General features: G+C 40.9%; 16 protein-coding genes and 1 other RNA gene. 6 read left to right on the forward strand and 11 right to left on the reverse strand.

Going from position 1 to position 13,574, the window contains the following annotated elements; all coding sequences use genetic code 11:
* Positions 1-71: 71 nt before the first annotated feature.
* On the forward strand, positions 72-1,733 hold the full coding sequence (recN, locus tag ACOTXC_RS02435; protein WP_022649071.1) for a DNA repair protein RecN: 1,662 nt from the start codon (positions 72-74) through the stop codon (positions 1,731-1,733).
* 138 nt (positions 1,734-1,871) lie between these two features.
* Positions 1,872-2,210: an outer membrane protein assembly factor BamE gene (gene bamE / locus ACOTXC_RS02440; protein ID WP_003863121.1), complete on the forward strand. Its 339-nt coding sequence runs from the start codon at positions 1,872-1,874 to the stop codon at positions 2,208-2,210.
* 61 nt (positions 2,211-2,271) lie between these two features.
* Here bamE and ACOTXC_RS02445 read toward each other — a convergent pair whose 3' ends face one another.
* Both ACOTXC_RS02445 and ACOTXC_RS02450 read right to left on the reverse strand, forming a co-directional pair.
* On the reverse strand, positions 2,272-2,559 hold the full coding sequence (locus ACOTXC_RS02445; protein WP_003863119.1) for an RnfH family protein: 288 nt from the start codon (positions 2,557-2,559) through the stop codon (positions 2,272-2,274).
* On the reverse strand, positions 2,549-2,986 hold the full coding sequence (locus tag ACOTXC_RS02450; protein ID WP_003863117.1) for a type II toxin-antitoxin system RatA family toxin: 438 nt from the start codon (positions 2,984-2,986) through the stop codon (positions 2,549-2,551). The genes ACOTXC_RS02445 and ACOTXC_RS02450 overlap by 11 nt, the downstream gene beginning before the upstream one ends.
* A 156-nt stretch (positions 2,987-3,142) precedes the next feature.
* On the opposite strand from ACOTXC_RS02450, the gene smpB reads away from it, so the two are divergent.
* The 4 genes from smpB to ACOTXC_RS02470 all read left to right on the forward strand — a co-directional run bounded on the left by smpB (position 3,143) and on the right by ACOTXC_RS02470 (position 7,616).
* Positions 3,143-3,625 (forward strand): SsrA-binding protein SmpB, encoded by a 483-nt coding sequence (gene smpB, locus ACOTXC_RS02455; protein WP_003863115.1) that lies wholly within the window; start codon positions 3,143-3,145, stop codon positions 3,623-3,625.
* Between the two features lie 89 nt (positions 3,626-3,714).
* Positions 3,715-4,078: a transfer-messenger RNA gene (gene ssrA / locus ACOTXC_RS02460) on the forward strand.
* 166 nt (positions 4,079-4,244) lie between these two features.
* Positions 4,245-5,474 carry an integrase domain-containing protein gene (locus tag ACOTXC_RS02465; protein WP_415343529.1) on the forward strand — a complete coding sequence of 410 codons (1,230 nt, stop codon included), beginning with the start codon at positions 4,245-4,247 and terminating at the stop codon, positions 5,472-5,474.
* 369 nt (positions 5,475-5,843) lie between these two features.
* Positions 5,844-7,616: an ATP-dependent nuclease gene (locus ACOTXC_RS02470; protein WP_279906379.1), complete on the forward strand. Its 1,773-nt coding sequence runs from the start codon at positions 5,844-5,846 to the stop codon at positions 7,614-7,616.
* A 110-nt stretch (positions 7,617-7,726) separates the two neighbouring features.
* Here ACOTXC_RS02470 and ACOTXC_RS02475 read toward each other — a convergent pair whose 3' ends face one another.
* The 9 genes from ACOTXC_RS02475 to ACOTXC_RS02515 form a co-directional block, all read right to left on the reverse strand.
* Entirely contained in the window at positions 7,727-9,184 is a 1,458-nt protein-coding gene (locus ACOTXC_RS02475) for a relaxase/mobilization nuclease domain-containing protein (protein ID WP_421767376.1), read from the reverse strand.
* A complete protein-coding gene (locus ACOTXC_RS02480; protein WP_421767377.1) occupies positions 9,165-9,554 on the reverse strand; it encodes a plasmid mobilization protein in 390 nt (129 codons plus the stop codon). Before ACOTXC_RS02480 ends, ACOTXC_RS02475 begins: the two co-directional genes overlap by 20 nt.
* Positions 9,521-9,814, reverse strand: coding sequence for a hypothetical protein (locus tag ACOTXC_RS02485; RefSeq protein WP_421767378.1), 294 nt, complete (start codon positions 9,812-9,814; stop codon positions 9,521-9,523). The genes ACOTXC_RS02480 and ACOTXC_RS02485 overlap by 34 nt, the downstream gene beginning before the upstream one ends.
* Complete coding sequence (locus ACOTXC_RS02490) at positions 9,805-9,987, reverse strand: hypothetical protein (protein WP_421767379.1); 183 nt, start codon at positions 9,985-9,987, stop codon at positions 9,805-9,807. The genes ACOTXC_RS02485 and ACOTXC_RS02490 overlap by 10 nt, the downstream gene beginning before the upstream one ends.
* Entirely contained in the window at positions 9,984-10,355 is a 372-nt protein-coding gene (locus ACOTXC_RS02495) for a hypothetical protein (protein WP_086624905.1), read from the reverse strand. Before ACOTXC_RS02495 ends, ACOTXC_RS02490 begins: the two co-directional genes overlap by 4 nt.
* A 489-nt stretch (positions 10,356-10,844) precedes the next feature.
* Positions 10,845-11,120, reverse strand: a complete 276-nt coding sequence (locus ACOTXC_RS02500; RefSeq protein WP_089635458.1) for a hypothetical protein — start codon at positions 11,118-11,120, stop codon at positions 10,845-10,847.
* 9 nt (positions 11,121-11,129) lie between these two features.
* Entirely contained in the window at positions 11,130-11,660 is a 531-nt protein-coding gene (locus tag ACOTXC_RS02505; protein WP_421767380.1) for a hypothetical protein, read from the reverse strand.
* A gap of 1,276 nt (positions 11,661-12,936) precedes the next feature.
* Entirely contained in the window at positions 12,937-13,212 is a 276-nt protein-coding gene (locus ACOTXC_RS02510; RefSeq protein WP_421767381.1) for a hypothetical protein, read from the reverse strand.
* Between the two features lie 137 nt (positions 13,213-13,349).
* Positions 13,350-13,553 carry a helix-turn-helix transcriptional regulator gene (locus tag ACOTXC_RS02515; protein WP_074166012.1) on the reverse strand — a complete coding sequence of 68 codons (204 nt, stop codon included), beginning with the start codon at positions 13,551-13,553 and terminating at the stop codon, positions 13,350-13,352.
* Positions 13,554-13,574 lie beyond the last annotated feature (21 nt).

Below are 13,574 nucleotides of genomic sequence, written 5' to 3' on the forward strand. Positions count from 1 at the left end.
CTTTACTGTATATAAAACCAGTTTATACTGTATACAAACACAGTTATGGTTTTTCATACAGGAAAACAATTATGCTGGCACAACTGACCATCAGCAACTTTGCCATTGTTCGTGAGCTTGAGATCGACTTCCATAGCGGAATGACGGCGATTACCGGTGAAACCGGTGCAGGTAAATCCATTGCCATTGATGCCCTCGGCTTGTGCCTCGGGGGTCGTGCAGAGGGTGATATGGTGCGCACAGGTGCGGCCCGTGCCGATCTCTGCGCCCGCTTCTCGTTAAAAGACACGCCTGCCGCCCTGCGCTGGCTGGAAGCGAACCAGCTGGAAGATGGACGTGAGTGTTTACTTCGTCGCGTTATCAGCAGTGACGGCCGCTCCCGCGGTTTTATCAATGGTACAGCGGTTCCCCTTTCCCAGCTTCGCGAGCTGGGCCAGCTGCTCATCCAGATCCATGGTCAGCACGCGCACCAGCAGCTAATCAAACCCGAACAGCAGAAAGCCCTGCTCGATGGCTACGCGGGTGAGTACGCGCTTACTCAACTCATGGCGGAGCACTATCGTCAGTGGCATCAAAGCTGCCGCGAACTTGCGCAGCATCAACAGCAAAGCCAGGAGCGTACCGCGCGCGCCGAGCTGCTGGAATATCAGTTGAAAGAGCTGAACGAATTTAACCCTCAGGCGGGTGAATTTGAGCAAATCGACGAGGAGTACAAGCGTCTGGCCAACAGCGGTCAGCTGCTTTCCATCAGTCAGAATGCCCTGAACATGCTGGCGGATGGCGAAGACGTGAATTTGCAGAGCCAACTGTATACCGTGCGTCAGCTTGTGACCGAACTGACCGGCATGGACAATAAGCTTTCTGGCGTACTGGAAATGCTGGAAGAGGCCGCAATTCAGATTTCAGAAGCCGGGGATGAGCTACGCCACTACTGTGAACGTCTGGATCTCGACCCGAACCGTCTGTTCGAGCTTGAGCAACGCATCTCCCGTCAGATTTCACTGGCGCGTAAGCATCACGTTACCCCGGAAGAGCTGCCGAATTACTATCAGTCTCTGCTGGAGGAACAGCAGCAGCTGGACGATCAGGCCGATTCCCTCGAAACCTTGTCTCTGGCGGTTAATCTGCATCATCAGCAGGCGCTGGAAACGGCGAAACGGCTGCACGACGTGCGACAGCACTATGCTCTGGAGCTTAGCCAGCATATTACCGACAGCATGCATACGCTGGCGATGCCGCATGGGGTGTTCACTATTGATGTTCGCTTTGAAGAGCATCACCTGACGGCGGAAGGCGCAGACCGCGTTGAATTCCGCGTCACCACCAACCCAGGCCAGCCTTTACAGGCGATTTCGAAAGTGGCTTCTGGCGGTGAACTGTCGCGTATCGCCCTGGCCATTCAGGTGATTACCGCCCGTAAAATGGAAACCCCGGCGTTGATTTTCGATGAAGTGGATGTGGGTATCAGCGGCCCGACCGCGGCCGTTGTCGGCAAACTGCTGCGTCAGTTGGGTGAATCGACGCAGGTTATGTGTGTGACTCACCTGCCGCAGGTCGCCGGCTGTGGTCATCACCACTTTATCGTTAGCAAGGAAACCGATGGCGAAATGACGGAAACGCACATGAAGCCGCTGGATAAACGCTCACGCTTGCAGGAGCTGGCACGCCTGCTGGGGGGCAGTGAAGTCACCCGTAATACGCTCGCGAATGCGAAAGAACTGCTGGCGGCATAAACTTTTTCGGGATCTCAGGGTCATACAGAACAATAAAAACGCCGCCAGACCAGTTTCAAAGTGGGGCAAGGTCTATTATCATCGGCATATTACATATGAGCCGCGTACTGCTCGGGCCCGAAAAGGAATCAAATCACTATGCGCTGTAAAACGCTGACCGCTGCCGCAGCGGTTCTTCTGATGTTGACCGCAGGCTGTTCCACTCTGGAGAAAGTGGTTTACCGTCCTGATATCAACCAGGGGAACTACCTTACTCCTAACGATGTGTCCAAAATCCGCGTAGGTATGACACAACAGCAGGTCGCTTATGCCCTGGGAACCCCGATGATGTCCGATCCGTTCGGCACAAACACCTGGTTCTATGTATTCCGCCAGCAGCCTGGTCATGAAGATGTGACCCAGCAAACCCTGACGCTGACCTTCAGCAGTGCCGGTGTGCTGACCAACATCGACAACAAGCCTGCCCTGACCAAATAATCAGGCGTCAGCAACGCAAAAAGGTGCTCAATGAGCACCTTTTTTGTGTATGTTTATTTGGCTACTTACCGGATTTCTCTGCTCGCTGACGGCGCAACTCTTTCGGGTCGGCAATCAGCGGACGATAGATTTCAACCCTGTCGCCCTCTTTCAGCACATCACCGAGCTTAACCGGACGGCTATAAATGCCGACTTTATTCTTCGCCAGGTCAATATCACGGCGAAGTTCAAGGATGCCGGAGGCCCGGATAGCCGCCTCAACGGTGGCGCCCTCTTCAAGCGTCACGCGCTGCAAATACTGCTTCTCCGGCAGCGCATACACCACCTCAACAGCAATCTTATGCGACACTGTAAACCTCTTTGGCGCGCGTGGTGAACGCCTGAACCATATTCGAGGCCAGCTCTTTAAAGATTCGGCCAAACGCCAGTTCGATCAGCTTATTGGTAAATTCAAAATCCAGATGAAACTCAATGCGGCAGGCGTCAGCGCTCAGTGGCGTAAACTTCCACCCTCCCATCAGTTTTTTAAACGGACCATCCACCAGATGCATCAAAATACTCTGATTGCTCGTCAGGGTATTGCGCGTGGTGAACGTTTTGCTGATCCCCGCTTTGGAGACATCCACGGCCGCAGTCATCTGAGTCGGGCCGGATTCCAGCACCCGGCTACCGGTGCATCCTGGAATAAATTCCGGATAGGACTGAACGTCGTTCACTAACTGATACATTTGTTCCGCGCTGTAGGGAACAAGCGCAGTACGGCTAATCTGAGGCATAGCATTTTCCATGGTCACACAACAGACAAATAATAACATTTATCACCTGTTAAAAAAACGCTAAGCCTTATCTCGTGCTAAGATAGCGCGTTAGACCTCACAGGACGTAATGAGGTGACTTTTTAAAATCAGATTACCGACGGCTTTACGACACTTATGACGAAGAAAAAAGCACATAAACCTGGTTCGGCGACCATTGCGCTCAACAAGCGTGCTCGCCACGAGTATTTCATCGAAGAAGAATTCGAGGCCGGCCTTGCGTTGCAGGGCTGGGAAGTAAAATCGCTGCGTGCCGGGAAAGCCAATATCGGCGACAGCTACGTGATCCTGAAAGACGGTGAGGCCTTCCTTTTCGGCGCGAACTTTACGCCGCTGACCGTCGCCTCTTCACATTACGTCTGCGATCCAACCCGCACCCGTAAGCTGCTGCTGAACAAGCGCGAGCTGGAATCCCTCTACGGACGCATCAACCGCGAAGGCTTCACCGTAGTTGCGCTCTCTTTGTACTGGAAAAACGCCTGGTGCAAAGTGAAAATCGGCGTGGCGAAAGGTAAGAAACAGCACGACAAGCGTACTGACCTGAAAGCACGCGAGTGGCAGCTCGACAAAGCACGTATCATGAAAAACGCAGGACGTTGATTCTGCGCGCTTATTGTACTATTCAATAAGTTAGCGTTTCGGGCTGGTATCGAGGAAGTGAAATCTGGTATACTGAGTTCAACACTATTGGGGCTGATTCTGGATTCGACGGGATTTGCGAAACCCAAGGTGCATGCCGAGGGGCGGTTTGCCTCGTTAAAAGCCGCAAAAAAATAGTCGCAAACGACGAAAACTACGCTTTAGCAGCTTAATAACCTGCTAAGAGCCCTCTCTCCCTAGCTTCCGCTCTTAAGACGGGGATCAAAGAGAGGTCAAACCCAAAAGAGATCGCGTGGAAACCCTGCCTGGGGTTGAAGCGTTAAAACTAATCAGGCTAGTACGTTAGTGGCGTGTTTGTCCGCAGCTGGCGTGCGAATGTAAAGATAAACTAAGCATGTAGTACCGAGGATGTAGAAATTTCGGACGCGGGTTCAACTCCCGCCAGCTCCACCACTTTTTAGTTGTTTGAAGTATACTGAAGTCTACTAAGCCCGCATGGAACCAGCCTTGCGGGCTTTTTTACGTCTACAGAAGTCTACTGAAATTTGCTAGAAGCTACTCCTTATGGCACCCTTTTTGGGACCCAACGCAAAGGGTCCCAAAATCGAGGGTCCTAAAAATGGCAAAAATCGCTAAGAAACTCACTGACACTGAAATCAAAAATACCAAGCCAGCAGAAAAGGAGATCAACCTTTTTGATGGTGACGGCCTGATGCTACGAATCGCTCCCCTATCAAAGGGTGGTAAGAAAAATTGGTATTTCAGGTATGCAGTGCCAGTAAGTAAGAAGCGAACAAAGATGAGCTTAGGAACCTACCCTCATCTCACACTTGCCAAAGCTCGGGCTTTACGTGATGAATACTTATCGTTGCTTGTAAATGGTATCGATCCGCAGATTCACAACAACGATAAAGCCAATGCCCTTAAGGATGCCACTGAGCACACGCTACAAGCGGTTGCTAGGAAATGGTTAGATGAAAAGGTTAAGACCTCTGGTATCTCTCCAGACCACGCAGAAGACATCTGGCGAAGCCTTGAACGAAATATTTTCCCCGGTTTAGGCAACGTTCCTATCAAAGAGATCCGTCCCAAGCTCTTAAAACAACACCTTGACCCGATAGAACAACGAGGCGTATTGGAAACCCTACGCCGTATCATTTCACGTCTAAATGAAATTTTCCGTTGGGCTGCGACAGAAGAACTTATTGAGTTTAATCCTGCTGATAACCTCGGTCAGCGTTTCAGTAAGCCCAAGAAGCAAAACATGCCTGCTTTACCACCAGATGATTTACCCCGATTCTTAATTGCTCTATCTAACGCTTCTATACGACTCGAAACACGTCTTCTAATTGAGTGGCAACTCCTTACGTGGGTTCGTCCGGGAGAAGCTGTCCGTGCTCGGTGGAGTGATATAGACGAAGATAATCGATTCTGGAACATCCCCGGTGAGTTTATGAAGATGAAACGCCCTCACAAGATTCCGCTGAGTAAAGAGGCTATGCGTATACTTGAGTTAATCAGACCAATCAGTGGTCATAGAGAGTGGGTTTTCCCAAGCATTAAGGCCCCGCTTAACCACATGCATGAGCAAACAGCTAATGCTGCAATCATCCGTATGGGATTCGGTGGTGAACTGGTAGCCCACGGAATGCGTTCTATAGCAAGAACGGCTGCTGAAGAAAGCGGTAAATTTAGAACAGAGGTGCTTGAATCCGCCTTAGCTCATACTAAGAACAACGAAATCATAGCCGCTTACAATCGTGCTGAGTATCTTGCTGAAAGAACAGAGCTGATGCAGTGGTGGGGAGATTACGTTCAGGCGCAGAAATATAAGGCAATTGCTGCGTGAAAGAGCGACACCTTCCTACGCTCCTGACAAATTTGCAATAAAATCAATAAGTTGAATCATGGTTTTGATTTTATGGTGCATTAGATGGTGCAAAAAAAGCTCGTGTAAACGGGCTTTTTTGCATCTGAACTTCTTCATTTTGCTATCTTTCCCACTAAAAAAACTGTTTTTTAGCGAGATCTGAACCTTATGTTAATGTAATCCAGTTCTGGATTTGTCTTCGCTTCTAATTTAAGTTTTGCCCAAGATGTCCCATCGACTTTGCAAAAAAACCGTAAGTTAACCAAAGATCAATAGTAAGCATGTTAGAATCTTGCCACACAGTGTATGATTTCTAGCTGGAAAATGGCATTAGGGAGTGTTCAAAATATGAAATTGATAGGTTTTAAAATCTCTAATTATCGCTCCATTTATGGCGACTATAGGATTGATTGCAACGGTTTAATTACAATAGTCGGCCCTAATAATAGCGGTAAAACAAATATACTAAAAGCCATCAAAACCTTTTTTACAGCAAAATACAATGATGATAACTATAGTATTGCGCGAGATATTCCTTATTTATCTACTATAAGTCAGACAAGTATGTCTGCAACATTCTCTATTAGTGAGGATGATGGAGACATATACGTACTTCATAAAGATCTCTTCGAAATGCTGGATCATTCTGCATCTCGAGGAAACCAAACTGTATCATTTACTTCAGTTGATGGGAAATATTTAACACCAAAAGAAATAACACTTTACCTTACCTTTTCAAAAGATAATGGAAACCCATCTTATAACGTATATAAAGGATTGAAAAGAACAGTTGATAGCAATTCGTTCACATCGATTGAAAGAAAATTTGTAGATTTACTTCTTTCAAAATTTGAGTGTATATATGTTCCATCTTCAAAAAGTGTGGACGAACTCATTGAATATCTTGTGATACCTTTTTTAAAGAAAAAGACGTCTGAAGTTATATCCCCACTAATTGATAAAATCACGACTGAATTATCAAGCGCATCGAAAGATATCAATGAAAAACTAGCAAAAAATGGAATGGGAAATATTACAATAGATTTTGCTATTCCTGATGAAAATCCTGAAAAATTACTAACACGATTTGACTTTAAAATAAATGATACTTATAAAACATCAATTAGTGAGAAGGGAATGGGGATTCAATGCCTTTCTGTCTTTTCATCATTCGAATGGATATCTAACGAAAAATATCGTTCAGGATTAAACTGTATTTGGTTAATCGAAGAACCTGAATCATTTCTTCATCCCGCATTATATGACAACTGTAATAAAATCCTTGAGGATTTGTCAGCTTCTAATAATGTCTTTATTACAACGCATGCCCTATCCTTTGTAAATAAAGATCCTGCAAAGATTATTGGGGTTAGCAAAGAGATAGAAGAGATCCAAACTCGTAAAAGGGGTAAAGCGAATGGAATTGAACATATTGCAAAGTCGATTATAAATAATAAATTTAAACATCACCAAGATGCAACTAAAGAAATAAGAAATTCTTTAGGGGTGAAGTTTAGTGATTATTTTGGATTTGGTTTATATAATTTACTTGTTGAGGGACCATATGATAGGGAATATTTAAAATGGGTCCTAGAAGAAACAAAAAACAGTGAGAAATTTTCGAGTCAGTGGCCTTACTTAAGAAGTTCTAAAATCATCGACTTTGGAGGATGTAGTTTCTTGGGCGGTTTTTTAAACTCAAACTACCAATTCATTTATAATGAAGTCATTTTTGTTTCATTGTTTGATGGCGATGCCGCTGGAATGAAATCTAGAAGAGATGTAAGTAATAGGCTTAGTAGCATATCTGGGTTAAGTTTTTCTTCGAATATTAACTGGGTTTCTATACCGGGCGGCAATGCCATTGAAGGATTATTCCCTGATACATGGATAGCAGAGGCCTATAATCAATATCCATCATGGATACCTGATTATGGTGTCGATGCATCAAACACATTACAACCATTTACTGTAGACAAAGATAAGAAACGGCAGTTCTTTAATTATATGACTAAACATGAAAAATCTGATGAAAAGTGGCTTGATAAATTCATACCAGTTTTAAATAGTATTGAAAATGGTTTGGTCGAGAATGCCAAGAGATTAAATGTATTATTGTAAATAAAAATTAAGCCCGAGTGGTTTCAAATTCGGGCATTTAACCTGCTACTGTTAAAAACATTATTGGTCCATTTTTGTTATTCAATGCTTTCTTTTAATGGGATTGAAATCTATTTTTTTAAACTCTGATTATCTTTAATATGAGGTTTTTGTTGTTCTTTTTTTAGAATGTTTTTTAACTTCGATTTAAATCTATTTTCATACTCAGTTAAATGGGGTGGATTTTTCTTTATTTCTTCTTGAATAATTTTATCTTTATTTTTAAGGGCTATGATAGGCTTTCTGATTCCTAAGCGTTTTCTCATTTCTTCGATCTTAGTTGCTCTACTATTGATGTTGCCACGACTTTTGAGTCTAAATTTATCTGTGGCTGTGGTAGCTGTTTCTGCATGATCAAGTATCCTACTGATAGAACTGCTATCAGATTTATCATGCCAACGATTGAAGCGACTTTGATTATTAATTTTGTTTGATTTTTTATAGTGTTGTTTTTTAACTCCGTTGAGTATTTGTGTATTTTTCTGTTTTGTATTTCTAAATCGTCTATTTGTTTGTCTATCGTATTCCTTGAAAGATTTAGTATTGATGATGTTGTTGAAGCCGTTTTCTCTGTATTCTCTAATACTTGTTGTGTCTGATTTAATGCTGTACTGACTGATTCTGATAGTATCATCATTGATTCTGTCAGAGGCTCTATCACTGTTGAAATCTGGTTCAACAAATGATCGTCCAGAACTATTTTCGTCATTTGTTTTTCTTGCTGAGAATCTTCTAACGATTTCATCATCTCTATTTTTGTCATATTTCACCTTTGCTTTTATTGTGTTCCAACTGAATTTTTTACCAAGAGATGATCCCTTGAAGAAAATATTTTTTTCATTATTTTTGATACCAAATGACACTCCGGCGACGTTGCCAGTAGAAGCAACGTTAAAAGCCAGCTCTATGCCTACAACCTGCAGTCTGTCTATGAACGTGGACAAATCAGGCTTACCTACTAAAGCCGCCTGTAGTGCGTTCTGTAGCACTAAACGGGCTGGTTTCTCACCTGTCCTCAATGCCAGCTCGATCTCGTTCTTGGTTGGTGCTGATACGTCTGATTTTTGCCCCTGCAAGCCTTTAGTAATGGTTAAGCTGTGCTTTACTTCTAAACGTTCACAAGCTGCTATTGTGTTAAATGCTGAGTGCTGACCATGCCATACAGAACCATCAAGGCCGATCCTGTTTGCTACAATATGGATATGGTCTTTATCTGTATCTTTATGACGCACACAAATATATTGATGTTTTTCAATATGGATATTCATTTCTTTCAAATAGTCTTTTGCTATCTCCTGCCATTTTTCATCTGTTAATTTTTCATCTTTTGGAAGAGATAAAAACGCATGAAACACTGGGTTTTTTATATCTTTCCTAAAATTGCTTACAGTTTTAAACTCATCAGTTAAATCACTAACATTATTATAATCACTTGCCATATTGCTACAAATGAAATCATGATCATCTTTTAATATATACTTAACTCTGTTTTTAAATGATTTACCTGATTTAGCTACGTATCCCTTCATAATTTAGATCCTTGTTTATTTCTAATATCCTTCTGCTAACTTGCTTTATATTAAACATAACTTTATCAACTTCATTTTTATCAAAATACTCATTACCATATAGTTTCTTTGTTGCTTGGTTTATATTATTGCCTATGGCTGACAGTTGTATATAAGTCTTCTGATTTACTTCCGGCATTTTTCTTTTTACCATCGGTTCAGCTTTTAATATTTCTCTTCTTATATAATGACCTCGTTCAAGGCCGGATGCTTCAACCAATGATTTTAAATATTCGAACTCTTCTTTGTTTACTCTGAACTGTATCGATATGTCTCGGCGTTCGTCAGCATTTAAATTTATACGCCCTCGTTTTCTGTCTGTTGTTGGCATTTTTTATTCCTCATAATAATGTAATCATCTGTTGCTCTTATGTAGTCGTTATCATTTTCAATAATTAATGCTTCAATAAGCTCATCAGCTTTATTCTCTTGTATATATCTATGAGCCACAAAATAACATAAATCTCGCTCATCACTATTGATTTCATTAAATGGTATATCTTTGTTTTGTTCTATGTAATAAAAAAATCTTGCCAGTATTTCGAGCTTATATTCTATAGTCATACTATTCATTAAGTTTTCTACATCCATGTTCTATTATTCCTTTTGTATTTAATCAGTGCTTTTTTATCTATCATTTTTCTAACTTCTGATATTGCTTGCTTTGCTTCGCTTGAAGAGTTTGTTTTTCCAATGCAGCTACGGATCATAAACCCTCCCAACATAATACAAAGTATTACCATTGCTACAGACATAATCATCATATTATTTTCTCCCTGACTAAAAATCTAAATAGTGTATTATAAGAACCTACTAATGAAATATCTTCAAACCACAATATAATATTTTCAGCTAAAGCAACCTTAGCCCTATTTGATAATTTATTTATTATCTCCACTACTTCGTTTAAATCTTTTATTTCAACATCTCTATTTGCTTCATCTCTTGCCTCACCTAAAAAATAGATACTCGCTTCAAGATAATACCTTAAATAATCCAAGTCATAATGTTCATATTTCACAAACTCTTTTTTTGTGTCATCATCACCCAGTATGGCATTAGTTAAATATTGATAATGCTCAAATAAAATTTTCCCATCTATGTTATTTATAAAATTTAAATCATCATTCATTTTAAATACTCCTATAATATTAAACTGTATGGTTTGCCGCCAACCCTTGATAGGGTCAGGCGGAAGGGTAGATCTTTTTCAACCCTACGAGCAAAGCGAGATAGGGCAATCCGAAGGATTGGGTAAATAGCGGATACGCTATTACACCTTGCCTCAGTTTCCGAAAAACGAAAAAACAAAGCTGAACCACACCTATATTTAAATAAATAACCGATAATAAGATCTAGTCAATAGCGGCTACATAAAATAAATACACTGTACGACAAATAAAATGCAAATAAAAGATAGAGTGATAATATATTGTCTTTCTGGTAGCTGTACGTAAAATTTGCAGCGGAGCCAAATCGTCAAGTAATATATCGCGGGGTCCCGCTGATAGTTTTTATGTCAGTGGGTTCCGATATATTATTTGATGACACACAATAGGAATAAACTTTAGATAGGTGATGGTTCGCATTGCGAGCCATCACCTTGAAAGGCAGGACAGTTTTACATTCTTCTTCTAAATATAATATTGTTAGAAAATATAGCCTTGCCTACAACATACCCAACAGCAAATATTAGCGGTAAGCTAATAGTAGCTCCTGCCATGCCTGTGGACATTCCGATTAGAAATGATAGACCAAAAGCCAACAGAATGATCACTGCGGCATACCAGCCGGGAAATGTTCCATATAGCACGGACGCCTGACATCCGGTGCAGACACGAACGCCACGCTGACTCTCTTTCAGGCAAAATGGGCACTTAATCGTATTGTTTTCCATAATGCCACCTCAATTAGCTTTCCAGCCATTGCTGGTTTTAACGAGATTCATGGCAGCATCAGCAGGTTCATTCATTCCCTTGACGCTGGCGAACGCTTTTTTGTCAATCCAGCTCGGAACGTCAACAAGCTTCCACGTATAGGATACGCGAACAACCTTCTGGCCGCCGTTAACCGGCTCTGTCCATTCCTTAATCTCGTCAACAGCCCGACGACCTACACAGGCACCATCCTTTATACTCCAAACTTTAGCCTTTTTCCCTTCGTCTGTTATTCCTAATACATTGAATTCGTAGCCTTTATCAAAAACCATCATTCCTTGTTCAATAAAGCCATCAAGGATTACCGAATTCGTCCCTGAACCAGTCGGGTCAAGTCGAGGTTTGGCAAGACGGACGGGGAAACTGGTATTGTTATCCCCCAGTGAGAAGCAATATCTGGCCTGCCCTATCTTTGCATTTATCGCTTTCTCAAAGTCACCTTTTTCACCACAACCCGACAGCAGGATAGCCGCACCCGCTACTAACATAAGTTTACGCATACCTTTTCCTCATGAATGACACAAATCTACGCTTGATCTGTAAACGCCTTAGAATTCAATTAAATCGCTTTAGCGTCATATCGTTTGTACCGATCGAAAAACACATCGTGATAGATAATAACTATTAAATAGTATTTATCGATCGCTATAATCAATTAAATACCGATCGATGACGCAACTTTTGATTGTCAAAACCTATCAATATAACATTATCGATCTTTATTACCGATAACGTTTTTTGTTTAAGATTTAGCTCTTGATGCTGCATAACAACGACAAAGTTTTATGATGGGTTGTTTGGAGCGGGAGGTAGTTTTAATATTTTAGTTATGGTTTTACCTTTTCTAAATCAGGCTTCGCCCTATAATTTTTAGTTCTAGTTTTACTTTTATTTTATTAGTGCCATATTAAACAAGGCACCTTTAATATATATTAACTTAGCCTTACTGGGAGCTATATACTGCCTTGCGTTCGCCCCCGAAAAGGGGACTTCATCCAAGGCTTCGCCTCCTGAAATTTCCAACTTATTTTGTTGAAAATGTATCAAGATTGGCGAAAACCAAGATGAAAAATATGACTTCACCCAAGTTGATCTGGCTTAAAGCTCTACATCGTTTCCAATGCAGGACACCCTACGACACCCCCAGATTCGTTCATGCAGATCGATGTATTGTTATCCCCTATTTATGCTATCAACAAAGGTAGGGCTTTCTCATAGCTATACCATATACAACTTCATTTATCTGTTTAGAACTTCGCTTCGGGTTGGTATTACGTCGCTTCCCCTTCTATACCTACAACCAACAAAACATACGGACATCTCTTATTAGCGACTCGCGCTCAATTGCTCCACATATGCAGACCTGATACAGAGGTTTATAATTTGATTGCTTTCGAGGACATTAAAGATTCTGAAAGTGGTATTTAAAAGACTTGTAAAAAGCTAAGATTTAGATTTGACAAATATGAAAAGATTATTTAATACTTTAATATATTTGTAATCATGTTATTCCTCTAACTGATTACAAGACTTAAAAAGTCAGCGAAAACTTTTTTAGTCCTTAAAAAGTCAGATTTATGATCTGGCTTTTTTGTATCTTTATTTTTTATAGATCTTCCATTTCAATAGTCAATAGAAATATGAAAATATTTAACATGATCATTCTTGGTTCTTAAATAAATGAAGGTCAGATATACATCTGACCTTTAGTTTGATATGAACTTATTATCCATAAGTGGCCCTAAACGCTCTACAAAAAAATCAAGCTACTTTATTTTACATGTAGGAAATAATAATAACCTGCGTATGCATGCACATTATATCTATTCTAACCTTTTCAAAATTAATGTATTTATGCTGGCTTTTATCAATACTCTTCTTTGTTTTTTTAATAATGTCATCATAAACTGTTTCCATATAATATTTATCAGTAAATAAATCAAAAACTTCGCTGGAAGGCTTTTTTAGAGTTCTCTTCGTAAAACGAGAATATTCCAGTAATGCAGTTAAATCTGCTGAAGTTTGACTTGCATGTTTATTTTCTTTTTTCATCTTATTTTCCTTATTTATCTTTTAAGTAAATATCCCCCTACACTTTCATGTATTATTATTAAAGGGACCGTTATTTTTAAACACAGGTCTATATTTTTATTATTTATAACCTCCTAACTTCATTTATAAAAATATTATCATGCTGCTTTATTACGAGACGCGTATATCATTTGGTCGATCCACTCATCAACTTCACTTTCTACGAACCTTATTGCTCGATCACCAAGTTTTATTGGTGCAGGGAATTGTCCACGACTGATCAATCGGTAAATCCAAGCTTTACAAAATCCGGTTCTTTCCAGCACTTCAGGCAGACGGATAAATCTTTTTCTTTCTGTCATACATTTCTCCATTGTCGTTTG

Origin of the sequence: Enterobacter cloacae complex sp. IR5428 (assembly GCF_049238585.1) — a bacterium.
GTDB classification, from domain to species: Bacteria; Pseudomonadota; Gammaproteobacteria; order Enterobacterales; family Enterobacteriaceae; genus Enterobacter; species Enterobacter intestinihominis.

What these genes read in the sequence shown, in the direction of transcription:
- ACOTXC_RS02475 (WP_421767376.1), bottom strand. Translation starts at nt 9,184, where the DNA reads ATGAAGGGATACGTAGCTAAATCAGGTAAATCATTTAAAAACAGAGTT.
- ACOTXC_RS02510 (WP_421767381.1), bottom strand. Translation starts at nt 13,212, where the DNA reads ATGAAAAAAGAAAATAAACATGCAAGTCAAACTTCAGCAGATTTAACT.
- ACOTXC_RS02450 (WP_003863117.1), bottom strand. Translation starts at nt 2,986, where the DNA reads ATGCCTCAGATTAGCCGTACTGCGCTTGTTCCCTACAGCGCGGAACAA.
- bamE (WP_003863121.1), top strand. Translation starts at nt 1,872, where the DNA reads ATGCGCTGTAAAACGCTGACCGCTGCCGCAGCGGTTCTTCTGATGTTG.
- recN (WP_022649071.1), top strand. Translation starts at nt 72, where the DNA reads ATGCTGGCACAACTGACCATCAGCAACTTTGCCATTGTTCGTGAGCTT.
- ACOTXC_RS02470 (WP_279906379.1), top strand. Translation starts at nt 5,844, where the DNA reads ATGAAATTGATAGGTTTTAAAATCTCTAATTATCGCTCCATTTATGGC.
- smpB (WP_003863115.1), top strand. Translation starts at nt 3,143, where the DNA reads ATGACGAAGAAAAAAGCACATAAACCTGGTTCGGCGACCATTGCGCTC.
- ACOTXC_RS02465 (WP_415343529.1), top strand. Translation starts at nt 4,245, where the DNA reads ATGGCAAAAATCGCTAAGAAACTCACTGACACTGAAATCAAAAATACC.
- ACOTXC_RS02515 (WP_074166012.1), bottom strand. Translation starts at nt 13,553, where the DNA reads ATGACAGAAAGAAAAAGATTTATCCGTCTGCCTGAAGTGCTGGAAAGA.
- ACOTXC_RS02480 (WP_421767377.1), bottom strand. Translation starts at nt 9,554, where the DNA reads ATGCCAACAACAGACAGAAAACGAGGGCGTATAAATTTAAATGCTGAC.
- ACOTXC_RS02505 (WP_421767380.1), bottom strand. Translation starts at nt 11,660, where the DNA reads ATGCGTAAACTTATGTTAGTAGCGGGTGCGGCTATCCTGCTGTCGGGT.
- ACOTXC_RS02500 (WP_089635458.1), bottom strand. Translation starts at nt 11,120, where the DNA reads ATGGAAAACAATACGATTAAGTGCCCATTTTGCCTGAAAGAGAGTCAG.
- ACOTXC_RS02485 (WP_421767378.1), bottom strand. Translation starts at nt 9,814, where the DNA reads ATGGATGTAGAAAACTTAATGAATAGTATGACTATAGAATATAAGCTC.
- ACOTXC_RS02495 (WP_086624905.1), bottom strand. Translation starts at nt 10,355, where the DNA reads ATGAATGATGATTTAAATTTTATAAATAACATAGATGGGAAAATTTTA.
- ACOTXC_RS02490 (WP_421767379.1), bottom strand. Translation starts at nt 9,987, where the DNA reads ATGATGATTATGTCTGTAGCAATGGTAATACTTTGTATTATGTTGGGA.